This is a genomic window from Pseudomonas siliginis (assembly GCF_024072275.1).
GTDB lineage: Bacteria > Pseudomonadota > Gammaproteobacteria > Pseudomonadales > Pseudomonadaceae > Aquipseudomonas > Aquipseudomonas siliginis.
This window is the reverse complement of the sequence record NZ_CP099598.1, coordinates 5,797,745-5,820,793: the sequence shown is the minus strand read 5'-3', so window position 1 is coordinate 5,820,793 and position 23,049 is coordinate 5,797,745. Positions and strand designations below refer to the sequence as shown.

The 23,049-nt window shown below is 59.2% G+C and carries 23 protein-coding genes; 10 read left to right on the top strand and 13 right to left on the bottom strand.

Features of this window, described 5'->3' with window-relative positions; translation table 11 throughout:
• Position 1 precedes the first annotated feature (1 nt).
• The 4 genes from NF676_RS26820 to NF676_RS26805 all read left to right on the top strand — a co-directional run bounded on the left by NF676_RS26820 (position 2) and on the right by NF676_RS26805 (position 2,682).
• Positions 2-358 (top strand): hypothetical protein, encoded by a 357-nt coding sequence (locus NF676_RS26820; protein WP_056790839.1) that lies wholly within the window; start codon positions 2-4, stop codon positions 356-358.
• 34 nt (positions 359-392) lie between these two features.
• Positions 393-941: a hypothetical protein gene (locus NF676_RS26815; protein ID WP_056790838.1), complete on the top strand. Its 549-nt coding sequence runs from the start codon at positions 393-395 to the stop codon at positions 939-941.
• A 169-nt stretch (positions 942-1,110) separates the two neighbouring features.
• Entirely contained in the window at positions 1,111-2,184 is a 1,074-nt protein-coding gene (locus NF676_RS26810; protein ID WP_056790835.1) for a tetratricopeptide repeat protein, read from the top strand.
• Between the two features lie 66 nt (positions 2,185-2,250).
• Positions 2,251-2,682, top strand: coding sequence for a hypothetical protein (locus NF676_RS26805; RefSeq protein WP_095181232.1), 432 nt, complete (start codon positions 2,251-2,253; stop codon positions 2,680-2,682).
• 57 nt (positions 2,683-2,739) lie between these two features.
• Here NF676_RS26805 and NF676_RS26800 read toward each other — a convergent pair whose 3' ends face one another.
• Positions 2,740-3,102, bottom strand: a complete 363-nt coding sequence (locus tag NF676_RS26800) for a DUF6124 family protein (protein WP_252887015.1) — start codon at positions 3,100-3,102, stop codon at positions 2,740-2,742.
• Between the two features lie 368 nt (positions 3,103-3,470).
• Here NF676_RS26800 and NF676_RS26795 point away from each other — a divergent pair, with 368 nt between their 5' ends.
• Both NF676_RS26795 and NF676_RS26790 read left to right on the top strand, forming a co-directional pair.
• Positions 3,471-3,854, top strand: coding sequence for a hypothetical protein (locus NF676_RS26795; protein ID WP_056790828.1), 384 nt, complete (start codon positions 3,471-3,473; stop codon positions 3,852-3,854).
• 188 nt (positions 3,855-4,042) lie between these two features.
• Positions 4,043-6,607: a hypothetical protein gene (locus tag NF676_RS26790; RefSeq protein ID WP_252887014.1), complete on the top strand. Its 2,565-nt coding sequence runs from the start codon at positions 4,043-4,045 to the stop codon at positions 6,605-6,607.
• An 88-nt stretch (positions 6,608-6,695) separates the two neighbouring features.
• Here NF676_RS26790 and NF676_RS26785 read toward each other — a convergent pair whose 3' ends face one another.
• From NF676_RS26785 to exbB, 6 genes are all read right to left on the bottom strand, one after another.
• Positions 6,696-8,096 carry an aminoacyl-tRNA deacylase and HDOD domain-containing protein gene (locus NF676_RS26785; protein ID WP_041476626.1) on the bottom strand — a complete coding sequence of 467 codons (1,401 nt, stop codon included), beginning with the start codon at positions 8,094-8,096 and terminating at the stop codon, positions 6,696-6,698.
• 79 nt (positions 8,097-8,175) lie between these two features.
• Complete coding sequence (gene recG / locus NF676_RS26780; RefSeq protein WP_252887013.1) at positions 8,176-10,251, bottom strand: ATP-dependent DNA helicase RecG; 2,076 nt, start codon at positions 10,249-10,251, stop codon at positions 8,176-8,178.
• A gap of 9 nt (positions 10,252-10,260) precedes the next feature.
• Positions 10,261-11,190, bottom strand: coding sequence for a hydrogen peroxide-inducible genes activator (locus tag NF676_RS26775; RefSeq protein WP_016772533.1), 930 nt, complete (start codon positions 11,188-11,190; stop codon positions 10,261-10,263).
• 216 nt (positions 11,191-11,406) lie between these two features.
• On the bottom strand, positions 11,407-12,153 hold the full coding sequence (locus NF676_RS26770) for a TonB family protein (protein WP_042608108.1): 747 nt from the start codon (positions 12,151-12,153) through the stop codon (positions 11,407-11,409).
• On the bottom strand, positions 12,150-12,578 hold the full coding sequence (exbD, locus tag NF676_RS26765) for a TonB system transport protein ExbD (protein WP_016772535.1): 429 nt from the start codon (positions 12,576-12,578) through the stop codon (positions 12,150-12,152). The genes NF676_RS26770 and exbD overlap by 4 nt, the downstream gene beginning before the upstream one ends.
• Before the next feature lie 6 nt (positions 12,579-12,584).
• Entirely contained in the window at positions 12,585-13,538 is a 954-nt protein-coding gene (exbB, locus tag NF676_RS26760) for a tonB-system energizer ExbB (protein WP_041476629.1), read from the bottom strand.
• Between the two features lie 188 nt (positions 13,539-13,726).
• On the opposite strand from exbB, the gene NF676_RS26755 reads away from it, so the two are divergent.
• A complete protein-coding gene (locus NF676_RS26755) occupies positions 13,727-14,584 on the top strand; it encodes an SDR family oxidoreductase (RefSeq protein ID WP_252887012.1) in 858 nt (285 codons plus the stop codon).
• Positions 14,585-14,724: 140 nt separating this feature from the next.
• Here NF676_RS26755 and NF676_RS26750 read toward each other — a convergent pair whose 3' ends face one another.
• The 6 genes from NF676_RS26750 to NF676_RS26725 all read right to left on the bottom strand — a co-directional run bounded on the left by NF676_RS26750 (position 14,725) and on the right by NF676_RS26725 (position 20,027).
• Positions 14,725-15,465 carry a hypothetical protein gene (locus tag NF676_RS26750; RefSeq protein ID WP_024014801.1) on the bottom strand — a complete coding sequence of 247 codons (741 nt, stop codon included), beginning with the start codon at positions 15,463-15,465 and terminating at the stop codon, positions 14,725-14,727.
• 65 nt (positions 15,466-15,530) lie between these two features.
• On the bottom strand, positions 15,531-15,911 hold the full coding sequence (locus NF676_RS26745; RefSeq protein WP_014340863.1) for a RidA family protein: 381 nt from the start codon (positions 15,909-15,911) through the stop codon (positions 15,531-15,533).
• A gap of 24 nt (positions 15,912-15,935) precedes the next feature.
• Positions 15,936-18,041, bottom strand: coding sequence for a bifunctional GTP diphosphokinase/guanosine-3',5'-bis pyrophosphate 3'-pyrophosphohydrolase (gene spoT / locus NF676_RS26740; RefSeq protein WP_252887011.1), 2,106 nt, complete (start codon positions 18,039-18,041; stop codon positions 15,936-15,938).
• Positions 18,042-18,098: 57 nt separating this feature from the next.
• Positions 18,099-18,362 (bottom strand): DNA-directed RNA polymerase subunit omega, encoded by a 264-nt coding sequence (rpoZ, locus tag NF676_RS26735; protein WP_008030604.1) that lies wholly within the window; start codon positions 18,360-18,362, stop codon positions 18,099-18,101.
• Between the two features lie 168 nt (positions 18,363-18,530).
• Positions 18,531-19,151 carry a guanylate kinase gene (gene gmk, locus NF676_RS26730; RefSeq protein WP_039757364.1) on the bottom strand — a complete coding sequence of 207 codons (621 nt, stop codon included), beginning with the start codon at positions 19,149-19,151 and terminating at the stop codon, positions 18,531-18,533.
• Positions 19,152-19,163: 12 nt separating this feature from the next.
• Positions 19,164-20,027, bottom strand: a complete 864-nt coding sequence (locus tag NF676_RS26725; protein WP_016770639.1) for a YicC/YloC family endoribonuclease — start codon at positions 20,025-20,027, stop codon at positions 19,164-19,166.
• 268 nt (positions 20,028-20,295) lie between these two features.
• Here NF676_RS26725 and rph point away from each other — a divergent pair, with 268 nt between their 5' ends.
• The 3 genes from rph to gltS all read left to right on the top strand — a co-directional run bounded on the left by rph (position 20,296) and on the right by gltS (position 22,991).
• Positions 20,296-21,018 (top strand): ribonuclease PH, encoded by a 723-nt coding sequence (gene rph / locus NF676_RS26720; RefSeq protein ID WP_027610407.1) that lies wholly within the window; start codon positions 20,296-20,298, stop codon positions 21,016-21,018.
• A 25-nt stretch (positions 21,019-21,043) separates the two neighbouring features.
• Positions 21,044-21,412 carry a DUF4870 domain-containing protein gene (locus tag NF676_RS26715; RefSeq protein WP_252887010.1) on the top strand — a complete coding sequence of 123 codons (369 nt, stop codon included), beginning with the start codon at positions 21,044-21,046 and terminating at the stop codon, positions 21,410-21,412.
• A 370-nt stretch (positions 21,413-21,782) separates the two neighbouring features.
• Positions 21,783-22,991: a sodium/glutamate symporter gene (gltS, locus tag NF676_RS26710; protein ID WP_056791569.1), complete on the top strand. Its 1,209-nt coding sequence runs from the start codon at positions 21,783-21,785 to the stop codon at positions 22,989-22,991.
• The last annotated feature ends 58 nt before the right edge of the window (positions 22,992-23,049 follow it).

Here is a 23,049-nt window from a genome sequence, read left to right as displayed (position 1 = left end):
GATGAACTGGTTTTTCATTCGGCCTGTGCTGATTGCGCTTTCGCTTTTACCTCATTCACTGCCCGCGACTGCCAGTGAAGGGAGTTGCTACGGCTACCTTACTGAGCTTGTCAGGAGCAGCGATTTTCCGTTTCGTTATGTCGGCAAGGACAAGGTCAACCTGCTGATCGACGAGGACGACGGTGAAGTAGTGCGCGCTCAGCTGCTTTTCGACACCGACGGCAGCGGCACGATTGGCTGGATCAAATACACCCCGGCTACCCGTGTATTGCTCAATAGCTCGGCGGAGTTGGAGGAGCCAGTGGCATTGTCATTCGATGCCAAGTTTGCGGACGGCTATGCGAAGTGCTTGGCGTAGCAACAGGCCGGCTAACGGCGAAAAGGATTTCTCAATGAATCAGCTTTTGTTCGCCGGGAGCCTGGCATGGTTGTTCTCTTCCCCAGCCTTCGCCACGCCGACGGATGCTTACACCCAACGCGATGTCATGCAGTGCGGCGGTGTTGAAGTGGTGTTGGTGTCGTCCTGCCGATCGGTGACGGTGGATGGTGCGCAAACCCACGTCATCCCGGTTTGCTCTGACCAAACCATCAACATCGGCGGCAAAGTGCTTCGTCGCGATATCAGCAAAGTTTTACAACTCACTTCCGACGGTGCGAAGACGAAAATGTTGAGCAATGTTGTTGTGGCGATGGATTGCGTGGAAGGCACCCAGGGCAGCCTTGTTTCGATAGGCGGATATGGCGGTTGTGGTGCCTGCGCGGAGTGGCATGGGTATTACTCGACAGCAGGGCGATTGGAGCAATACAGCTTCGATAATAACCAACGCTCTTTTGGCTCGAAGGGATCTCGGGAAGAGCTGATCAAGGCCTATGGCGTTACGAAGAGACAGTTAATGTCAGAAAGCCCGGTGGTGAAGAGGATCGTCTATGGCCAGCCTTAAGTGGGTGTTGATGATCAGCAGTTTGTTCAGCGCTACCAATGTCTCGGCAAGAAGAAGCGCAGCGTTATTACCGCGAGTACCGCGACGCGATGAGTGCCGCCGGTAAAGCGCAGAAGATTCCGCAACGCGTCGTTGAGCGATCTGAAATTCAGGGACTGAGACAGTGAATATGTTCTTCCGCTTTATCGTGTTGAGCCTTGGGCTGCTAATCACTTCATACGCACTCGCTGCCCCACAAGTCCTGAAGGAAATTCCGGCTAGCTTGCTGGGTGATGCATCACGGCAAAAGGTATTTGTTCTGACAGGGGGTGCGGACGAGGCCTCCAATCGGTTGTTGATCGCGCCGGTGCAGGCACGTAATGAGGAAATTTTGCTCGATACGTCGAAGGCGCTGCCTCTGATCAAGAGTCAGTACTCGTCCGCTCTTCAGGGTGTCTTCAGCGTCCATGTACTCAAAGGTCGCCCTGGCGTCATGACCGTCATTGATCCTCAGGCTGAGGAAGCTGTGGTCAAGCAACCGTTCGTTGAGGCTGGGGATTACATCGCGCTGGCAACCAGCGAGGAAGATAACGCGGTTTACAACTTCAACCTGTTGTTCGCCTTCAACAAAGGTTCAAAGCAGTTTGAGCTGAAAGCTCTGCTGGAAGTGGCGAACAACGACTCCTGTGACCGGTCGCTTGTTAGCGTAGTGGAGCTGCCGGTGCAGACACTGGGCCCCATCACTCTCGCTTCTTTCGATGGGCGTGAAGTGCTGCAGAAGCTGCAGGTTGCTCGTACTGGCAGTATTGAGGGCGTTAGAAAGAAATTGATGACTGTCGATTCGGCTGATTTGCTGGATATGGCGCTGGCAGCCTACCGAAAGGGTGATGACTCTTCCTTCAAGGATGCGATGAGCTACGCGTTGATGGGCGGTGGTTCGCATGACACTTGTCCCCCGGATAGCTATATCGTCGCAAAGTACTACTACCCGCAGCGTCCCGGCTGGTCCAACGACCTCGGTTTTCTGCTCGGCGAGGCGGGTTACTACGCTGAGTCGATTGAGTTGCTCAATGCAGTGATTGCCAACCACCCAAACAGGACGGTTGCTTACCTGAATCTCGCTGACAGTTATTGGGCCGTGAACGATAAAGAGCGGGCGGTGGCGGCGTACAAGCAATACGCATCGCGAATGTCTGAAGCGGGAAAAGCTTCGAAAATCCCGGCGAGGGTGGGTGAGCGCAGCGCTGTGGCGCCCGAGGCGTGACAAGAACTCGTTGAGTTGCTGTAACTGTGTGTTCTGTACCCATGAACCGCTAAAGGAATATTCGGTTTGAAATTTTCGTCTGCATTGATTTCCGCGTTGCTCGTTTTCGTTCCTCTGGCGGCTCATAGCGAGGTCACGACCGAGGTATTTTGCTTCCGTTCCTACGAAGGCAAACCCATAAATTTTGAATTTAGAACCTATTACGACTCTGTCGCCAAGTGGAGCGGTGCTGGCGTCAAGTACAGCAAGTCGAAGAAGGCCATCACTCTGGTTCATCGCAATACTGAACAAGAGGAATTGGTCTATGGCCGGCCCTACCAGTACACGACAAATTGGGTTGAAGTAGTTGATGGCGCACTGACAGGTGAGTATCAGATGGTCACTCAGGGTGGCCGGGTTGATGCGATGACGTATACGAATTACAAATCTGCAAAGAAGTATTCGTTTGAAAACGATTACAACGTGGATTCGAAACCTGAAACAGGTTGCCAGTGGTGAAGCAGGGAATATTGAAAAAGGGGACTTAACGTCCCCTTTTTTCATCCGCAAATCTCGCTACGACTTGGCCGCCACGCTTCGCACTTCAATCTGGTCGAGCGTCCCTTCCACCATCAATCTCACCCCGTCCGCCATTCTGCTCAGGGCCAGCGCCACTGAGCGGCGGGAGCCGTGGAGGTCGTCGGCGAGGTCGCAGGCGATGACGCTGAAGGACAGGAGGTCTTCGGAGGCGTTGGCCATGAGGGCTTCGGCATCGATGTCCGGGTTCAGGCTGAACAGGCCTTCAGGGCGTGGGGCCTGAGAGAGGTCAGATTTGCCGAAGTGGTGATCGAGGGCGCGTTCGGCGGCTTCATGTAATTTTCTTGAATCGAAGGATTCGTAGGGGGAGGTGTCCTCGGTGTTGGTATTTGAATTGGTCATCGGTGTAAATCCCTTGGAGTAAGAAGAAATTGCTCCCGAATTCGGACTTGCACATCCGGTCACCGAATACCCGATGACGCAGGAAGCCTATCGGTGATCTTCAAGCTCGCCTAGTTCACGGACAGCCCCGCACTTTGCAGGAAACTTCCCATGGATTCGCGGGGCGGAAGATCAAAAGATCGCAGGCTTCGCCAGCTCCTACAGGGATGTGTTTCAACAGGTGTAGGACGTTGCTTGCGGAATCGTGACTTGGCGGTCATCGTGCGGGAAATGGTCTGCATCCTCTTCCAACAGCTTCAGATACTGGCGTTATCGTCCGAATCCCTTACACTGCCCCGGCCGTTCATTTTCCTTTTGAGGCTGTGCGCATGAAATTTCGTTTTCTCCTGTGGATGATGGGTTTGTTGATGGGTAAGGCCAGCCGGACAAATCCTGCGTTCCAGCAGCAGTTGGGTGACAAGGATCTGGTGTTTCAGCTGCAGACGCTGGACGGGAAAGTGGCGCGGCATTTCGTGGTCAAGGATCAGCGCATCACCAGCAAGTCTGGCGTGGTGCCGGAGCCGGCGTTTGCGATTGCGTTTAAAGACGCGGGTTATGGCTTTGCCACGATGCAGGCGAAGAACAAGCAGTTGGCGTTTATGCAGGGGATTCAGGACAAGTCGATCCAGCTCAAGGGCAACCCGGCGCTGGTGATGTGGTTTCAGGGGTTGATGAAGTATTTGAAGCCGAGGAAGGCAAAGGCCAAGGCTTGAGATTTTTTTGGGTTGGCTTCAAGCGAAGCACAATGAAGAATCGTGCGTTCTTTGGCTCGCAAAGTCTTTATTCAGGCCTGTAAAGACGGTCGAACTGTCATTTCTGTCAGGTGCTTTGCTCATCTTCGCGATGCTCTACTCAAGCTCCGGTCCCGTAAAGGACGCCACGCACTTGATGGAGCAAGAACATGACTCAGGCTCAGGACTTGACCACCCCAGGTACCCCCGATCCCTCTTTTGCCCTGAATGGTTTATTGAAATTACCGATACCGGGCATTGCGAGCCATGAGGCTGCGGCCGTTTTGGCCCTTCCTGACGGGAAGTTGCTGGTCGCTCTTCCTCTGGAAGGAAGTGACGCGCTGCTGGCCATCGCCCGATTGAACGAAGACGGTACGCTCGACAAGTCCTTCGGAAGTCATGAGACGGGTTTCGTCGAGATATCTTTGAACGGCGCTAGCATCAGCACCGTGTTTGGGCTCGATGCGTTGCGGGACGGCGGCTGGCTGGTGCGCGTTCAATACTTCACACAGAAGGCCGTCGATGCCGGCCAAGCAATGATCCGCTTGAAAGGCGACGGTGAGCTGGACGATTCGTTCGGCGATAAAGGCGTGAGTTTATTTTCTTTCTACAAGATCCCGGGCTCCACGCTTGCGTCGTCGGCAGGGGCGAAGTCAAGCCAAAAGTCCCCCGCTACAAATGCCTCTACCGTCTCTGCAGTTCAGCAGGCCGATGGCAAAATCGTCCTGCTCCATTTCCTGCTGATCGATGAGCCATGGCCATCGCCCGTCGTGATGCGTCTTTTGGCGAACGGCTCGCTCGATCCATCATTTGACGGCGCGGGGTACGTCTTGGTGGATGTCGGTGCCACCTCGAACACCGCCGGCGCTATCGCTGTTCAAGCCGATGGCAAAGTATTGGTTTGCGGCGTTTTTCAGAGTGGTGAGACAGCCTCCGGAGTTTTTCTGGCACGTTTGGACGTAGCGGGGAAGCTGGATAAGGATTTCAACAACGGCCAGGCGAAGCTGATTTTCGACGAGGATGGCGAGAGCTCTTTGAACGCTGTTTCGGTGCGCGAAAGTGATGGCAGGATCGTTGCGGTGGGTGACGCCTGGCAAAAGAACGTCCATGGCGGGTTGGTGGTTGTGCTGAACGCCAGTGGAGCATCCAATCTTGTATTCAATAATGGCCAGCCTCTGTTTTCCCCGTTACTGCCAGACGGATTGACGTGGCGGCATACATCACAGCTCGACGGCTCGATCATTGTCGTTGGAGCCGGTGATTCCGCGGTAATTACCGCGCGCTTTCTCGCAGACGGCAAGCTGGACACGGCCTTCAACGGTATTGGCTATACGCTCTTCGATAACGTAGCGGGGCCAGTGTTTCCTCATGATCTGGCAATCATGGAGGACGGTCGGATAGTGGTGTCCATGACCCACACCAGCCTTTCTGACCCTTCCCGGGTGGATGGCTGGATCACTCGCTATCTAAGCGCAAACCTGACGAGTGGCACGCTGAATTTTGATCCGTCTTTTGGCGAAAACGGCATTGTCAGATTTCCGCTTGGAGGATTGTCTGAGTTTGACGTAAGAGCGGTATTGGCTCTGCCGGACAACAAGTTGCTGGTGGCTGTTCGTCGACGCAAGGATGGCCTGGAAACGCTGATCGCCCGGCTTCTGGAGGACGGCCAACTGGACCTCGGTTTTGGTGAAGAAAAGACCGGATTCGTCGAGATTTCACTCAAGGACGGTTTGTATATGCACTCGATGCTCGAGTTGACGCCGTTCCCGGATGGCGGTTGGCTCGTTCGTGCCGAGTACCAGAACAATGGGCCTGATGTTTCTGCCGGGCTGGTTGTCGTGAAACAAGACAAAGATGGACGGCTGGATCACAACTTTGCTGAACAGGGTGTGCGTTACCTTCCTTATGCGCAGATGGGGAGCGCGGGTCATGGCGACAATGTCTTGCGGCAAGACGAGAAAATCCTGCTGGTCGGATCCGTCGAAGACGACGCTGGCCGTGTGAGCGGCGTCGTCATGCGGCTCAATGCGGATGGCTCCGACGACACCACGTTCAATGGCACGGGTTTCGCGCCTGTCGAGCTCGCTGGCATTGCACACCAACATAGTTCTGCGCAGATGGTCGCGCATCAACCTGACGGCGCTGTGGTGGTTGGTGGCAGCTATAGCGGGCCATCTTCGGGCGCTTACGTCATTCGATTCGACGCTAACGGCAAGATCGACAGGGAGTTTGGCGAGAGCGGTAACGGAGTCGTGATCATCTCTGGTGAGGATGAGATCCACCTGTCCGCCATTTCAATTGTGGATAGCAAGATTGTTCTTGCAGGGGCTGCCGTAAGGGACGGTGGCATGCGTGGAGTGATTGCGGTCCTCACGTCCAAAGGCTCCTACAATCTCGTATTCAATAACGGTAAACCGTTGTTCTCCGACTTTGTCCCGCAAGGTTTGAGATGGTTGCGCTGTGTAGCGCGACCTGACGGTTCAATCGTCGTCAGCGGCGACACCGGAATCGGAGTCACCGACGATGATCCGAGTGCGATCACGGCGAAGTTTTTGGCGGACGGAACACTGGACCTGTCATTCAACGGCACAGGGTTCAGCATCTTCGACGAGGCCGGGGTCCTGGAGGCTCTTCATGACATGACGGTACTGGGGGACGGCCGAATTGTAGTGGGAGGGTATTTCATTGGAAGCTTCCCGAATCCGCAGGGCTGGGTGATTCGGTACCGCGGTTGATTACGCCAATAATCAACAGTTGGCCGCAACGCACCCGCTCCTGAAGATCGCATCGATCTTGTGGGAGCGGGCTTGCCTGCGAAGCTTTTCAGGCCTGGCTGAACTGCGAAGCCAGTTCACGCAGCAGCACTTCAGCCTCAAGCACTTTGCTGACGACATCGTTGGCTTTGTCACGGCTCAGGCCGACGCGTTCAAGCAGGGCATCCGGAATATCTTCATCCGGCCCGGAGCCAATCCCGCGGCTGCGTAGCAGGCGTACGGCCAGGCAGACGAGGTTCGGGTATTCGGCGTAGGCGCCGTCGTAGCTTGGGTCGTGCTGGAAGCGCAGGGCGGTGGCCAGTTCATCCGGCATGTCCCAGTAGCGCATCAGCCACGAGCCGATCTGTTCACGGCTGATACCGAGCAGGTGTTGCTCGATGTAGCTGTGGCACAGGTGCGGGTTGACCTCCAGGTGGCGGCAGATCAGCGAGAAGTGCGGCGGAAACACGTGGGCCAGCAGCAGGTAACCGAAGTTATGCAGCAGACCGGCCAGATACGTCAGGCCGGCTTCCGGGCGCTGGGCGCGCGGCATGGCGCGGGTCAGGCCTTCGATGACGGCGGCGGTGTAGATCGACTGCTGCCAGTACGGCGTGGTGTGTTGCGGGTGGTCTTTGGGCAGGCTCAGGGTCTTGCCGAGGGCCAGGCCCAGCGCGAGGTTGATCACCAGATCGAAGCCCAGCACGCGGACGATCGCGTCTTCCACCGAACGAATCTTGCCCGGCGAGGCGTAGTACGGCGACGCCGCCCAGCTCACCACTTGCGCGGCCAGCGCCGGGTCGGTTTCAACCACGCCGGTGATGTCGTCGATGGTGGCATTGGGGTCAACGCGCAGCTTGATGATTTTTTGCGCGGTTTCGGCCAGCGGCGGAATCTCGATGGTCGCTTCCAGACGCTGCTGAATGCGCCGCGCGGTGAACGCCTGCACGGCCTGGGTGATTTCCTCGCGGTCATCGTCCGGGCGGTCGAGGTTCGGGCGGATGCTGCTCAGGGCTTCGCCGAAGTTGGCGGCGCTGGCCTTGGTCAGCATCGATTTGAAGTCTTCGCTGCTGATTTCCAGCAGCAGGCCCGGCTCGCCGGAGTTGATCAGCAGCTTCGGCTCGCGCAGCAGGCTTTCTTCGTAGAGGCACGGCGAACTGGTCAGCGCCGGCAGGCCTGGGAGCAGGCTCAGATTGTGTTTGCCGAGCATCTTTTCCAGGCGTTCGGTGGACACGGCTGTGAGTCGGCGACCAGTGAGTTCGGCGAGGCGATTGAGATCCAGCAACTGGCTCTGTGGAAACAGCACCATCAACGCGCCCACGGCGTCGTCCAGCAACACGGCCTGCACTTTGCGCGAGGCATTGAGGCCGTGGTGGTCGAGCACTTCTTCGTAGGCAACGCCCAGCTTGTTGAGCAGCAGCCGAATAACAGACGGAGCTTGCGGAGATTCGGGGACGAGAGCAGCTTCGGTCATGGTCTGTATCCGTTTTTGAAACAATGGCAGGAGTATAACCAGCTCTGTAGGAACGATCCTGCACAAACTGCGACGGTGCTCACACTTGGCCGTATTGCTGCCCATGCCGCAGCCAACGGTCAAGCAATGGGCTGACGTGGGTCGGCCAGCGCTCCAGCAAAGCCTGGGCTGCATCGCGCACGGCGGGCAATAAATCGGCGTCGCGCATCAGGTCGGCGACCTTGAATTGCAGCAGGCCGGTCTGGCGGGTGCCGAGCATTTCCCCGGGGCCGCGCAGTTCGAGGTCCTTTTCGGCGATGACGAAACCGTCGTTGGTCTCGCGCATGATGCCCAGGCGCTGGCGACCGATCTGCGACAGCGGCGGATGGTAGAGCAGTACGCAATGGCTGGCGGCGCTGCCCCGGCCGACGCGACCACGCAACTGGTGCAACTGTGCGAGACCAAGGCGTTCAGGGTTTTCGATGATCATCAGACTGGCGTTGGGCACGTCGACGCCGACTTCGATCACTGTAGTGGCGACCAGCAGTTGCAGGTTGCCGGCCTTGAACTCGGCCATGACGGCGGCTTTCTCTACCGGTTTCATGCGCCCGTGAATCAGCCCGACCTTCAATTCGCCGAGGGCGGCGGTGAGGTCTTCAAACGTGGTTTCGGCGGCCTGGCAGGTCAGCTCTTCCGATTCTTCAATCAGCGTACACACCCAATAGGCCTGACGACCTTCAGCGCAAGCGCTGCGCACCCGTTCGATGACTTCGACGCGGCGGGTGTCGGTGACCAGCACGGTGTTGACCGGCGTTCGCCCGGGCGGCAATTCATCGAGGATCGAGGTGTCGAGGTCGGCGTAGGCGCTCATTGCCAGCGTGCGTGGAATCGGTGTGGCGGTCATGATCAACTGATGCGGACACATGCGCCCGCCGACGCCTTTCTGCCGCAGCGCCAGACGCTGCTGCACGCCGAAGCGGTGCTGTTCGTCGATGATCACCAGCGCCAGATTCTTGAACTGTACTTCGTCCTGAAACAGCGCGTGGGTGCCGACCACCATTGGTGTTCCGCTGGCGATCTGCTCCAGCGCGGCGACGCGGTTTTTGCCTTTGAGCTTGCCGGCCAGCCACGCGACTTCAATGCCCAGCGGTTCGAGCCAGCGCTTGAAGGTGATGAAGTGTTGTTCGGCGAGGATCTCGGTCGGCGCCATCAATGCAACCTGGTAACCGGCCTCCAGCGCTTGCAGTGCGGCGAGGGCGGCGACCACGGTTTTCCCCGCGCCAACGTCACCCTGAATCAGGCGCAACATCGGTTCGTGCTGACTGAGGTCGTAGGCGATTTCGTTGCCGACGCGCTGTTGCGCGCCGGTCGGGTTGAAGCCGAGGTTTTTCAGATATTTCGGTGGCAGCTTTGTGGCTTTCGGCATCGCCGGCGCGCGCAGTGAACGCATGCTTTCGCGCAGACGCTGTTGCGACAATTGATGCGTGAGCAGTTCTTCGAAAGCCAGGCGATGCTGCGCCCAGTGATGGCCAAGGGCGAGTTCTTCGACATCGGCATCGGCGGGCGGGTTGTGCAGGTAACGGATCGCGTCGGCCAGCGGCGCCAGTTGGTAGTCGCGGGCCAGTTCGGTCGGCAGCCAGTCCGGCAGGGTGCTCGGCTTGAGCAGCGTCAAGGTCTGCATGCACAACTGGCGCAGGCGCTGCTGGGTCAGCCCTTCGGTGAGCGGGTAGACCGGGGTCAGGGTTTCATCCACTGGCGGCGGTTCGTCGCCGGTGATGGCGCGGTATTCGGGGTGGTAGATTTCCAGGCCTGAGGCGCCGGGCCGGGCTTCGCCGTAGCAGCGAACCCGCGTGCCACGCTTGAGCCCTTCCTTCTGCGCGTTGCTGAAATGGTAGAAGCGCAGGCTCAGCCCGCCGGTGCCGTCCTGCAAGCGCACGACCAGGCTTCGGCGGCGACCCATGACCACGTCGGCACCGCTGACGGTGCCTTCAACCACGGCGTCCTGACCCGGCCGCAGCGCACCGATCGGCACCACGCGGGTGCGATCCTGATAACGCAGCGGCAAGTGGAAGAGCACGTCCTGCAGATTCTCGAGGCCGACCTTGGCCAGTTTCTCGGCCATGGCTTCGCCGACACCCTTGAGTGCCGTCACCGACACTTGCGACAGCTCCGTCATGACGCTCGCTTAACCGGCCGTGACCGGCGCCGTTGGCTTGGCCACCGAGCACAGGCGAATGGAATCGGCGAGGATCTCGATGGCTTTCGGCCGTGGGAAGCTCGCGCGCCAGGCGATCGCCACGGTGCGGAACGGCACCGGCGCGGTCAGTGGGCGCACTTCAATCACGCCGGGGGCGTAGTGATGGCTGTCCACCGCCGACAGCGGCAGGATCGAGATGCCCAGGCCGGACGCGACCATGTGGCGAATGGTTTCCAGCGAGCTGGATTCCACCGTGGTGTGCTTGGCGCCGTCATTGCCCTTGGTCAGGGTCGGGCAGGCTTCGAGCACCTGATCGCGGAAACAGTGACCTTCACCGAGCAGCAGCAGGCTCTTGTCGTTGAGCAGGCCGGCGTCGATGGATTCTTTCTTGGTCCACGGATGCTGGGCCGGCATGAGCACGTAGAACGGCTCGTCGTAAAGCGGCAGGGTCAGCACGTCGGCTTCATTGAACGGCAGGGCGATGATGATCGCGTCGAGCTCGCCGTTGCGCAGTTTGTCGCGCAGCACGTGGGTAAAGTTTTCTTCGATGTACAACGGCATCTGCGGGGCGACCCGGTGCAGTTGTGGAATCAGATGCGGGAACAGGTACGGGCCGACGGTGTAGATGGCGCCGACTTTCAGCGGTGCGGTCAGCTGGTTCTTGCCGGCTTGGGCCAGTTCGCGGATGCCCTGGGCTTGTTCGAGGACTTTCTGCGCCTGGGCGACGATGCCTTCGCCGACCGGGGTCAGGCGCACGGCGCTTTTGCTGCGCTCGAAAATCAGCACACCGAGTTCGTCTTCAAGTTTTTTCACGCCCACCGACAGCGTCGGCTGACTGACGTGGCAACGCTCGGCGGCATGGCCGAAATGCTGCTCTTGGGCGAGGGTAACGATGTAGCGTAATTCTGTGAGGGTCATAGCAAGCGTCCATGAAGATGCGCGCCAAGCATACCGGCTGCAATCGATAGACGCACGTTATCAGACTGCGGGCTGAGTGCGACACCGGTCGAGGTCGGTTTGCCGCTGGCAGATATGCAAAAGGCACCTTTCGGTGCCTCTTGGCTTGGTTCTCTCGGCTGGCGGAGAACCTTGTGGGAGCTGGCTTGCCAGCTCCCACAGGTATTGCGGTGTTGCTTAGCGGCGGCGTTCGAGCGAATAAACAAACGGCGCAACAATTTCGATCGAGCCGTTGTTGAGCATGTCGGCCGGCGGCTTGGGCAGCGGTTGCGCGCGGCGGATCATGTCCAGGGTGGCCCGGTCCAGATCAGCGTTGCCAGAGCGGCCCACCAGTTCGAACGACAGCACATTACCTTCGCCATCGACCACGAAGCGCAGACGATTCAAACCTTCCTTGCCCCGCGACTGCGCACTCTGCGGGTACTTCTTGTACTTCTGCAGATGCGCGAGCAGAGTGCCTTGCCAACTCGCCTTGGCCGCCAACTGAGCCGGCGACGGGCCGGGTGCGGGCTGGGCGGATTTCTCCGTCGGTGCCTGGGTCGGTTGGGTATCGGCCGGTTTCTCCTCGGAAGGTTTCTCCTTCGGCGGTTCGGGCAGCTTTTTCTCGACCGGCTTTGGCGGTTTCGGCTTGGGCTTAGGCTTGGGTTTGGGTACCGCGATTTCCGCTTTCGGTGCTTCAGCCAGTTTCGGGATCGGCAACTCTTCAACCGGAGCCGGTGGCTGCGGCGGTGTGACGACTTTCGGCGGAGCCGGCGGTGGCGGGGCAGGCAACGGGGCCAGCTCGACCATCATTGCCTGCGGCGGCAATTCGATGGGCGGGCGGGCGGTCCAGTTCAGCGCCAGCGCGATGGCCAGCGCGTGCACGCCCAGCACCACGGCCAGGCTACCGCTGTAACGCGTCAGCTTATGGCGCGTCGTGATCATTTCTTGGCTGCCGTCTCAAGTCCGACCAGACCAACCTTCAGGTAACCGGCGGCGCGCAGGCTGTCCATCACGCTCATCAGGTCGCCGTAATCCACGCCTTTGTCGGCCTGGAAGAAGATGGTGGTGTCTTTCTTGCCCTGGGTCTTGGCGTCGAGGGTGGCGCCGAGGGTTTCGGCTTTCACTTCGTCGTCACCGAGGAACAGGCGCTGGTCCGCTTTCACACTGAGGAACACCGGTTTCTCTGGCCGCGGCGCCGGTTTGGCGGTCGAGGCCGGCAGGTCGACTTTGATGTCCACAGTGGCCAACGGCGCGGCCACCATGAATATGATCAACAGCACCAGCATCACGTCGATGAACGGCGTGACGTTGATTTCGTGGTTCTCGGCCAGATCGTCGTCTGCGCCTTCTTTCAAATGCAGGCCCATGGCCGATTACCCCACTTTAACCATGTGCGGCTGCGAGCTGCGCTCAGGCTGGTGGTCGAGATCGCGGCTGACCAGCAGCAGGACTTCTGCCGAGGCATCGGAGACCTGCGCCTTGTAACCGGCGATGGAACGGGCGAAGACGTTGTAGATCACCACCGCAGGGATCGCCGCAACCAGACCCAGTGCAGTGGCCAGCAGGGCTTCAGCGATACCCGGTGCGACAACGGCGAGGTTGGTGGTCTGGGTTTTGGCGATGCCGATGAACGAGTTCATGATGCCCCACACGGTACCGAACAGACCCACGAACGGTGCGGTCGAACCGATGGTGGCGAGGACGCCGGTGCCGCTGCTCATGTTGCGACCGCAGGCAGCAACGAGGCGCTCGAGGCGGAAGCTGACACGCTCCTTGATGCCTTCTTTCTCGCGGCTGTTGACCGACAGGCGCATCTCTTCGAGCGCGTCGTGCACCAGCAGGTTGGCGAGGGTGCCTTCCTTGCCGGCCGTGGCACTTGCTTCTTTAAGGGTGGTGGCTTTTTTCAGTGCAGCGATTTCGCCACGCAGACGACGCTTGGCGCCCATCAGCTCGAAGCCTTTGGCGATCCAGATAGTCCAGGTGATGATCGAAGCGATGGCCAGACCGATCATCACGATTTTCACGATGATGTCGGCGTTCTGGTACATACCCCACGGCGAAAGGTCGTGGGCCATGCCCAAGGTGTTGTCGGCTTCGAGGGCTTCAGGTGCGTCAGCGGCGTCGACAGCCTGCACCGGATCGGTGGCGGCTGGTGCAGCCGGAGCGGCAGCGGGTGCGCTCTGCTCGGTGGCGGCTGGGGTGGCGGGTGCTTGAGCGTCGGCGAAGGCGGCGGTCGGTGCCAGCATCAGGCTGAGCAACAGAGCCGCGACGGCGCTCCAGGCGCGAGGTCGAGTGGTTGGCGAAGCGGGAGTTTGATTACGTGTCATGCTGGCCGGACCTGAGATAGAAAAACGTTGTTGCTCTTCCAGGCCTCGTGAGGCCGAGAACAAAAGTGGCGTGCATTATTGCAAGTAATTCTTGTTAACAAAAGTAATAGAGTAACTTTTTTTCCTTCATTGCTAGCCGTTCGTCCTGTGCCAGAGCTAGTCTGTGCCTTTCTGATGGGAGTTTTCTGATGTCCGCGCCTTCTGTTTTGATTGCCGGTTGTGGTGATGTCGGCAGTCGTCTGGCCACGCAATTGCTGGCGGCTGGCTGGCAAGTTCATGGCCTGCGCCGCGACGTTTCCAAGCTGCCGGAGGGTGTCATCGGCGTCGCCGGCGACCTGTTCAGCGAAGAGTGCCCGGCGACCTGGCCGGTAGGCGCTGTCGATTATCTGGTGTATTGCGCTGCGGCCACCGATCACGACGAAGAGGGCTATCGCAAGGCCTACGTGCAGGGTTTGCAGAATGTGCTGAGCTGGCTGGGTGACTATGGGCAAGTGCCCGAGAGGCTGATCTTCGTGTCCAGCAGCAGCGTGTACGGCCAGCAGGACGGAGCATGGGTGGATGAGACCTCCGAGACGGTCGCGGCCGGATATTCAGGTCGCTTGATGCTCGAAGCCGAGCAGGTCGCGCTCAATAGCGGCATCCCGGCAAGCGTGCTGCGCCTGACCGGCATTTACGGCCCGGGCCGCGAGTGGCTGCTGACTCAGGTGCGTCGCGGCTATCGCGTGGCTACGGAGCCACCGCTGTATGGCAATCGTATTCATGCCGATGATGCAGCGGGGCTGCTGGCGTTCTTGCTGGAAAAAGACCGCGAGGGCGTCAAGCTGGACGAGCTCTATATCGGTGTGGATGACGCGCCAGCGCCATTGGCCGAGGTGGTGGGCTGGTTGCGCGAGTACCTGGGTGTGACTGAATGGGCGGACGACGCCAGTGTGCGGCGCACCGGCAGCAAGCGTTGCAGCAATGCGCGGGCGAAAGCGTTGGGGTGGGTGCCGAAGTATCCAAGTTACCGCGAAGGCTATGCAGCGATTCTTAAAGGTAAGTGCTGAATTTTCAGCAACACAAAAACCACTGTGGGAGCGAGCCTGCTCGCGAATGCGGTATGTCAGTCATTATCAGTTCGACTGACCCACCGCGTTCGCGAGCAGGCTCGCTCCCACATTTGATCTTCTGAGGTTTCGGAAGCAGGTTACTGTTTTTCCAGCAACCACTTGCGCTCACCCGCGGCAAACTGCGGTTGCTCATCTGCCAGCGCAGCATTGACTGCCTGCAGAATCTCCAGCTCCTTGCCCTTGCGCACAAAGATCCAGTTATTGCCCTGGCCATTGAGTTGCAGCCACATGCTGTCGTTGCCATTGCTCATGGACGCGCAATCGCCGGCCAGACACAAGGCATAACGGTCAACGCCCGGCAGGCCGGTCACCTGGCCGTCGGCCTGGAACTGCACGGTGCCGCCTTCACCCTGGCCGCTGGCGATGGTCCAGTTGCCGCCCAGGTATGCTGAGTAGAGCGCGCGTTCGAAGCTGGCACCGATTGGCGCGCCTTCCGGCACGGGGATCTGTGCGCGATCGAAGACTTGTTCGGGTTCGTTGTCGCTGGCAGCTTGCTGCAGGCGCCCGCCATCGCGTTTCAGTTCGCTGGCGGAGCTGCCGTAGAAATCGACTTTCCAGGCGCCGGACTCTTCGCCCAGCAGCCGTCCTTCGACGTTCTCAAAACCGTTGGTGTAGCGGGCCTGACCGGCCTTGGTGTTGACGTCCCATTCCAGATTCGGGCCGTAGGCCTGCAGCGCTTCACGCAGGGGGCCGCCCTTGGCGGCGGCATCGATCGCCACCTGGTTGATCCAGGTGCCGCTGATGTCACGGTCGGCAGGGTCGCTGGCGCAGCCGCCGAGAAACAGGGCGAGCAGCGAGAGAGCTAGCGCTTTGCGCATGGTGAAATCCTTTCAAAACCTTTTCTTGCGGCAGTCGGCGCGGCGTGAAGGCCGCGCCGTGCGCATCACTCGATGACCAGAATGGCATCCATTTCAACCTGCGCACCCTTCGGCAGGGCGGCCACGCCAATGGCGGCGCGGGCAGGGTATGGCTGGTCGAAGTACTTGCCCATGATCTCGTTGACCTTGGCGAAGTGGCTCAGGTCGGTGAGGAAGATGTTCAGTTTGACGATGTCCTTGAACGAACCGCCGGCAGCTTCGGCCACGGCTTTGAGGTTCTCGAAGACCTGGACGGTCTGGGCTTCGAAGCCCTCAACCAGTTCCATGGTTTTTGGGTCCAGAGGAATCTGGCCCGACATGTACACGGTGTTGCCTGCCTTGATCGCCTGGGAGTAAGTACCGATGGCGGCCGGGGCCTTGTCGCTGGTGATGACGGTTTTGGTCATGTAGGACTCCTTGTAATAGGCAGGTTATGCGCGCATGCGGGTGATGCGGATCACCCCGGTCAAGGCGCGCAGTTTCTTGATCACGCGGGCCAGGTGCACACGGTCGTGGACGCTGACCACCAACTGCACGACGCTGATGCGACCATCGCGTTCGTCCATGCTGATTTTCTCGATATTGCCGTCGGCCGCGTTGACGCTGCTGGCCAGCAGGGCGATCAGGCCGCGCTGGTGTTCCAGCTCGACGCGCAACTCGACGTTGAATTCGCCGGTGACATCCTTGGCCCACGAGAGCTGGATGCATTTTTCCGGGTTGTGCCTGATTTCGCTGATGTTGCGGCAGTTATCCAGGTGCACGACCATGCCTTTGCCCGCCGACAGATGCCCGACAATCGGGTCGCCCGGGATCGGCGTGCAGCATTTGGCGTAGCTGAGCACCAGGCCTTCGGTACCGCGAATCGCCAGCGGACCTTCCGGGCTCGGCAGCTGCTCACCTTCGCCGAGCAGGCGACGGGCAACGACATAGGCCATGCGGTTGCCCAGGCCGATGTCTTCGAGCAGGTCTTCGATCAGTTCGAGGCGGTACTCGGTAAGCATTGCTTTGACGCGCTCTGCCGGGATCTTCTCCAGGGAGCTGTCGAAACCGTTGAGGACCTTGTTCAGCAGGCGTTCGCCAAGACTGATGGACTCGGAGCGGCGTTGTAGCTTCAGCGCATGACGAATGTGCGTACGCGCCTTGCCGGTAACGACGAAGTTGAGCCATGCCGGGTTCGGCCGGGCGCCGGGAGCGCTGACGATCTCGACCGTGGAGCCGCTTTGCAGCGGTTCGGACAGCGGCGCGAGACGACGATTGATCCGGCAGGCGATGCAGCTGTTGCCGACATCGGTGTGCACTGCGTAGGCAAAGTCGACCGCCGTGGAGCCTTTTGGCAGCTCCATGATCCGGCCTTTGGGCGTGAACACGTAGACCTCGTCCGGGAACAGGTCGATCTTCACGCTTTCGATGAATTCCAGCGAGTTGCCGGCGCGTTGCTGCATTTCCAGCACGCCTTTGACCCACTGGCGAGCGCGGGCGTGCGTGCCTTTGGGCTGCTCGTCGCCGCTGGATTTGTACAGCCAATGGGCGGCGATGCCGTTGTTGGCCATTTCTTCCATTTCGCGGGTGCGGATCTGGATCTCGATCGGTACACCGTGCATGCCGAACAGCGTGGTGTGCAGCGACTGATAGCCGTTGGCCTTGGGGATCGCGATGTAATCCTTGAAGCGCCCTGGCAACGGTTTGTACAAATTATGCACAGCACCCAATACGCGGTAGCAGGTATCGACCTTGTCGACGATGATCCGGAACGCGTAAACGTCCATGATTTCGTTGAAGGCCCGACGCTTGCCGCGCATTTTCTTGTAGATGCCGTAGAGGTGTTTCTGCCGACCGCTGACTTCGCCCTGGATGCCGTCGATGGCGAGGCAGTGACCGAGGGATTCTTCGATCTTGTTGACGATTTCCCTGCGGTTGCCCCGGGCGCGTTTGACCGCCTGGTAGATCCGCGCGGAACGCATCGGGTGCATGGCCTTGAAGCCGAGGTCTTCGAATTCGATGCGGATCGCGTGCATGCCCAGCCGGTTGGCGATGGGTGCGTAGATCTCGAGGGTTTCCTTGGCGATACGCCGGCGTTTTTCGCCGGACAGCACTTCCAGCGTGCGCATGTTGTGCAGACGGTCGGCGAGCTTGACCAGGATCACCCGGATGTCGCGCGCCATGGCCATGGCCATTTTCTGGAAGTTTTCCGCCTGGGCTTCGGCCTTGGTCTCGAAATTCATCTGGGTCAGTTTGCTGACCCCGTCGACCAGTTCGGCCACGGTTTCACCAAACTGCGCTTGCAGCGCTTCCTTGGCGATACCGGTGTCTTCGATCACGTCATGCAGCATCGCGGCCATCAGGCTCTGATGGTCCATGTGCATGTCGGCAAGAATATTGGCCACGGCAAGAGGATGCGTGACATACGCCTCGCCGCTGCGACGGCGTTGACCGTCATGGGCTTGTTCGGCGTAGAAATACGCTCGGCGGACCAGGTTGACCTGGTCGTTGCCGAGGTAGGTCGATAAGCGATCGGCGAGGGCGTCTATGCTCGGCATGATGATTCCTGCCGAAAGCTGTGACCCCGCGCCGTGCTACGTCGACCAGGCATAGGCTTAGACGGCCTCGTTCGACTCGTCCTCGAACGCTGCGAACAGCGGTTCATCCTGGACGATTTCCTGCTCGGCGATGAACTCGTAGCTCATCAGGCCTTCAGCAATTTCACGCAGCGCGACAACGGTCGGCTTGTCGTTTTCCCACTGCACCAATGGCTCTTTGCCGCCGGTGGCCAGTTGACGGGCACGCTTGGTAGAGAGCATGACCAGCTCAAAGCGGTTTTCCACGTGTTCTAGGCAGTCTTCAACGGTTACGCGGGCCATGGTATTCCTCGGAGCGAATGCAATATGCGCGCTGCCCGGTTGGGCGAGCGGACTGAGCAGTTTAAAAAATCACCAGCGATTAGGGAAGCGCTGATTTTTTGACCAGACCCTTCAACGCGCTGCAAGCACCAATGTAAAGCGCTTGCAGGCATTTTGGGAAGTGCTGTTTTAGCCGAGCAATTCAGCCAGCAATTTGCCGAAACGCACTTGCTGGCGTTTCTGTTGCAGCTGATTGGCGCGGAAAATCGCTTTCAGATCGTCCAGCGCGTGGGCGAAATCGTCGTTGATGATCAGGTAATCGTAATCGACGTAATGGCTCATCTCGCTGACCGCTTCGCGCATGCGGCCGTCGATGATCTCGTCGCTGTCCTGGCCGCGGTTGGTCAGGCGCTGGTGCAGGGCTTGCAGCGATGGCGGCAGGATGAAGATCGAGCGCGCTTGCGGCATCAGCTTGCGCACTTGCTCGGCGCCTTGCCAGTCGATTTCCAGAATCAGGTCGTGACCTTCGTCCAGAGTCTGTTGCAAACGGCTTTGCGAGGTGCCGTAGAAGTTGCCGAAGACTTCGGCGCGTTCAAGGAAGTCGCCGTGCTCGCCCATCTTCACGAACTCTTCGCGGGTCACGAAATGGTAGTTCACGCCATCCACTTCGCCCGGGCGCATGGCGCGGGTGGTGTGCGAGACCGAAACGCGGATCTCCGGGTCGGCGTCGGTCAACGCCTTGACCAGACTGCTCTTGCCCGCGCCCGATGGCGCGGAAATGATGTACAGGGTGCCGGTGTGTTGGGTCATGTCAGGGTAGCCTTACTCAATATTCTGCACTTGTTCGCGCATCTGCTCGATCAACACCTTGAGGTTGACGGCGGCCTGGGTGCTGCGCGGGTCGAAGGCTTTGGAGCCGAGTGTGTTGGCTTCGCGGTTGAGCTCCTGCATCAGGAAGTCCAGACGCCGCCCGGCGGCACCACCGGACTTGAGCACCCGGCGGACTTCGATGATGTGAGTGCTCAGGCGATCCAGTTCTTCGGCCACGTCGCTTTTTTGCGCGAGGATGACCATTTCCTGTTCCAGGCGCTGCGGGTCGAGCTCGGCCTTCATGTCGGCGAAGCGATCGAGGACCTTCTGGCGCTGGGTGGCGAGCATCTGCGGCACCAGTTCACGCAGGGTCACCACGTCCTCTTCGATGGAGGTCAGGCGGTCGTTGATCAAGCGAGCCAGCTCCGCGCCTTCGCGCTCGCGGCCAGCCTTCAGATCCTTCAAGCCCTGATTGAACAGCGCCAGCGCTTCGGCGTTCAGCGCTTGCGGGTCGGTCGCATCGGCCACCAGCACGCCGGGCCAGGCCAGCACTTCCAGCGGATTCAGCGCGGCGGGATTCTTGATCAGCCCGGCAACGGTTTCCGCAGCGGCAACCAGTTGTGCGGCGCGTTCGCGGTCCACTTGCAGCGGTTTGCCGGTGCTTTCTTCGGTGAAGCGCAGCGTGCATTCCAGTTTGCCCCGCGACAGGCCCTGACGCAGTGCTTCACGCACGGCGCCTTCGAGGTCGCGAAACGATTCGGGCAAGCGCAGGTGCGGTTCCAGATAGCGGCTGTTGACCGAGCGCAGTTCCCAGCTCAGGGTGCCCTGAACGCCGGCTTTCTCGACGCGGGCGAAGGCGGTCATGCTGTGCACCATGGCGGTGACCTCGCAATGCAGATCGGCGCGAAACGCTGTTTCGCAGGCGCGATTTCAATGAATTTAAGCCGACTGGCAGCAAAGGCGCAGGATTGTAGCGCAGTGCGGCGAATGCGCCCAAACACACGGTGTGACAAAGCGCTGCAGCCCGTCGGTTATGCGCGCTTGAGGGGCTTCGGTCGTCGGCCGGCGGTTTTAACCAGTGCCCACTCGCGGTGCAGGGCTCTATAATGCTCGGCAGTTTTCCGTCCTCAGTACAGGTATCCCTATGAAACGTCCAAGTGGTCGCGCTGCCGATCAGCTCCGCTCGATCCGCATCACCCGCAACTACACCAAACACGCCGAGGGATCCGTACTGGTCGAATTCGGTGATACCAAAGTCATCTGCACCGTCAGCGTCGAAAATGGCGTGCCGCGCTTCCTCAAAGGCCAGGGCCAGGGCTGGTTGACTGCCGAGTACGGCATGCTGCCGCGCGCCACCGGCGAGCGTAACCAGCGTGAGGCCAGCCGTGGCAAGCAGGGCGGTCGTACTCTCGAAATCCAGCGTCTGATCGGCCGCTCCCTGCGCGCGGCGCTGGATATGTCCAAGCTTGGCGACGTGACCCTGTATGTAGATTGCGACGTGATCCAGGCCGATGGCGGTACTCGCACCGCGTCCATCACCGGCGCCATGGTTGCGCTGGTCGATGCCCTGAAAGTGATCAAGAAGCGCGGCGGCCTGAAAGGCGGTGACCCGCTCAAGCAGATGATCGGTGCAGTCTCGGTGGGCATGTACCAGGGCGAGCCGGTGCTGGATCTGGACTATCTTGAAGATTCCGCTGCTGAAACCGACCTGAACGTAGTGATGACCAGCACCGGCGGTTTCATCGAAGTGCAGGGCACTGCTGAAGGCGCGCCGTTCCAGCCTGAAGACTTGAACGCCATGCTGGAACTGGCGAAGAAAGGCATGAACGAGATCTTCGAACTGCAGAAGGCTGCACTGGCCGACTGAGGTTTTCGACCACAAGGAGGACATGATGAGTGACGAGCAAGAGTTGCTGCCCAAACCGAGCCTGGAGGTTCGCCAGTGGGCAATGTTCTGTCACCTGTCCGCCTTGCTGGGGATCTGGATTCCGTTCGGCAATCTGATCGGGCCGTTGATCCTATGGCAGATGAAGCGCGAGAAAGACCCTTTTATCGATGCACAGGGCAAAGAGGCGTTGAATTTTCAGATCACGGTGGCGATAGCCTCAATGATCTGCTTCCTGCTCATGCTGCTGATCATTGGTTTCTTCCTGTTTGGTTTGTTGGCGATCGCCGCACTGGTCCTGACGATCATTGCAGGGGTCAAAGCCAACGAAGGTTTCCCATACAGATATCCGTTCACCTGGCGATTGATCAAGTGAAAGTCTGTTGTGTCGCAATATGAAAATACCCCGACTTATCGGGGTATTTTTATTTGTGCAACTTAATAATTGGTTTTTGTTGTAGGACTAGTCTGTTAACGATGTGCGGTTTGGCATTTATTTGCTGATGTTCCTCTATTACATCTTTGGTCACAACTGATCGGTCCAGTGCTTATTCCCGTTCTTGTTATTGGCGCGAGCTGGTTGTTAAAGTTGCCCGATGTAATGTTTCGGTTGAAACATTCCGATATGTTCAAGCCATCGATGGCACTTGAATTCCCCAGTAATCAGTGTTGAGAAAATCAGCCGGTTCACCCGTCGAGCCCAGGTAAACGCTCGCCTCGTGAATACTTAGCCAAGAATAATCCACATGATTGAGCTCGATTTCTACGGCACGCTCGTGGCCGCTTCTTTAGTACTGCTGCTCGGACGCGGACTTGTTACGCGTGTCGGCTTTCTGCGAAGTTACAATATTCCTGAACCGGTAGCAGGCGGCCTTGTGGTTGCCGTGCTCCTGTTGATATTGCGCACTTTCGACATTGAAGTCCGCTTCGATACATCATTGCAAACCCCCCTGATGTTGGCTTTCTTTGCCACCATTGGCTTGAGTGCTGACCTTGCCAGTCTGAAGAAGGGCGGCCGCATTGTCGGTATCTTCCTGCTGGCGGTCATTGGCTTGCTGGTGGTGCAGAACGCCATGGGCATCGGGTTGGCAACCCTGCTCGGGCTCGACCCTTTGATGGGCTTGCTGACGGGCTCGATCACGCTGGCCGGCGGCCACGGCACTGGCGCTGCATGGGGCGCGGTGTTCAGCGAGAAATATGGCCTGGCGTCGGCTTCAGAGCTGGCGCTGGCCTCAGCGACGTTCGGTCTGGTGCTGGGTGGTCTGATCGGTGGGCCCGTTGCCCGGTTGCTGATCAAGCGCGTGCAAGTGCCGGGTTGCAATCCGCAACAAGCGCCGCGACTGCCAAGAGGTTTTGAACAGCCAAACAAGGAACGCTCAATCACGCCGTTTTCGTTCGTCGAGACGCTGGCGCTGATTGCCGTCAGCCTGCTCGCTGGCAACCTTCTGAATGGCGTTCTGCATGGCACTGCGTTCGAACTGCCGACGTTTGTTTGCGTGCTGTTTGTAGGTGTGGTGTTGCGCAACAGTCTGTCAGCACTTGGCTTGTATCAGGTGTTCGAGCGTGAAGTTTCCGTGCTCGGCAATGTCAGCCTCTCGCTGTTTCTGGCGATCGCGCTGATGTCGCTGAAGCTTTGGGATCTGGCGGCGTTGGCATTGCCGATCTTCATCATTCTGGCCGTGCAGGCGCTGGTCATGGCGCTGTTCGCGATTTTCGTAACGTTTCGGGTGATGGGCAGCAACTATGATGCCGCCGTACTCGCTGCGGGACACTGCGGCTTTGGGCTGGGTGCCACGCCTACGGCCATTGCCAACATGCAAGCGGTGACGCAGCGCTATGGCCCTTCGCAAATCGCGTTTCTGGTGGTGCCGATGGTAGGAGCGTTCTTCATCGATATCGTTAACGTCATCGTGATCAAGCTGTACCTGGCCTTGCCATTCTTCGCTGCGGTTTAGGAAGCACGGCGCATAAAAAATGCCCGCATCTCACGATGCGGGCATTTTCTTTGGCTGC

Excerpts from the sequence above, each read along its gene's own strand:
- NF676_RS26820 (WP_056790839.1), top strand. The coding sequence starts at position 2 with ATGAACTGGTTTTTCATTCGGCCTGTGCTGATTGCGCTTTCGCTTTTA.
- NF676_RS26815 (WP_056790838.1), top strand. The coding sequence starts at position 393 with ATGAATCAGCTTTTGTTCGCCGGGAGCCTGGCATGGTTGTTCTCTTCC.
- NF676_RS26810 (WP_056790835.1), top strand. The coding sequence starts at position 1,111 with ATGTTCTTCCGCTTTATCGTGTTGAGCCTTGGGCTGCTAATCACTTCA.
- NF676_RS26800 (WP_252887015.1), bottom strand. The coding sequence starts at position 3,102 with ATGACCAATTCAAATACCAACACCGAGGACACCTCCCCCTACGAATCC.
- NF676_RS26795 (WP_056790828.1), top strand. The coding sequence starts at position 3,471 with ATGAAATTTCGTTTTCTCCTGTGGATGATGGGTTTGTTGATGGGTAAG.
- NF676_RS26790 (WP_252887014.1), top strand. The coding sequence starts at position 4,043 with ATGACTCAGGCTCAGGACTTGACCACCCCAGGTACCCCCGATCCCTCT.
- NF676_RS26785 (WP_041476626.1), bottom strand. The coding sequence starts at position 8,096 with ATGACCGAAGCTGCTCTCGTCCCCGAATCTCCGCAAGCTCCGTCTGTT.
- recG (WP_252887013.1), bottom strand. The coding sequence starts at position 10,251 with ATGACGGAGCTGTCGCAAGTGTCGGTGACGGCACTCAAGGGTGTCGGC.
- NF676_RS26775 (WP_016772533.1), bottom strand. The coding sequence starts at position 11,190 with ATGACCCTCACAGAATTACGCTACATCGTTACCCTCGCCCAAGAGCAG.
- NF676_RS26770 (WP_042608108.1), bottom strand. The coding sequence starts at position 12,153 with ATGATCACGACGCGCCATAAGCTGACGCGTTACAGCGGTAGCCTGGCC.
- exbD (WP_016772535.1), bottom strand. The coding sequence starts at position 12,578 with ATGGGCCTGCATTTGAAAGAAGGCGCAGACGACGATCTGGCCGAGAAC.
- exbB (WP_041476629.1), bottom strand. The coding sequence starts at position 13,538 with ATGACACGTAATCAAACTCCCGCTTCGCCAACCACTCGACCTCGCGCC.
- NF676_RS26755 (WP_252887012.1), top strand. The coding sequence starts at position 13,727 with ATGTCCGCGCCTTCTGTTTTGATTGCCGGTTGTGGTGATGTCGGCAGT.
- NF676_RS26750 (WP_024014801.1), bottom strand. The coding sequence starts at position 15,465 with ATGCGCAAAGCGCTAGCTCTCTCGCTGCTCGCCCTGTTTCTCGGCGGC.
- NF676_RS26745 (WP_014340863.1), bottom strand. The coding sequence starts at position 15,911 with ATGACCAAAACCGTCATCACCAGCGACAAGGCCCCGGCCGCCATCGGT.
- spoT (WP_252887011.1), bottom strand. The coding sequence starts at position 18,041 with ATGCCGAGCATAGACGCCCTCGCCGATCGCTTATCGACCTACCTCGGC.
- rpoZ (WP_008030604.1), bottom strand. The coding sequence starts at position 18,362 with ATGGCCCGCGTAACCGTTGAAGACTGCCTAGAACACGTGGAAAACCGC.
- gmk (WP_039757364.1), bottom strand. The coding sequence starts at position 19,151 with ATGACCCAACACACCGGCACCCTGTACATCATTTCCGCGCCATCGGGC.
- NF676_RS26725 (WP_016770639.1), bottom strand. The coding sequence starts at position 20,027 with ATGGTGCACAGCATGACCGCCTTCGCCCGCGTCGAGAAAGCCGGCGTT.
- rph (WP_027610407.1), top strand. The coding sequence starts at position 20,296 with ATGAAACGTCCAAGTGGTCGCGCTGCCGATCAGCTCCGCTCGATCCGC.
- NF676_RS26715 (WP_252887010.1), top strand. The coding sequence starts at position 21,044 with ATGAGTGACGAGCAAGAGTTGCTGCCCAAACCGAGCCTGGAGGTTCGC.
- gltS (WP_056791569.1), top strand. The coding sequence starts at position 21,783 with ATGATTGAGCTCGATTTCTACGGCACGCTCGTGGCCGCTTCTTTAGTA.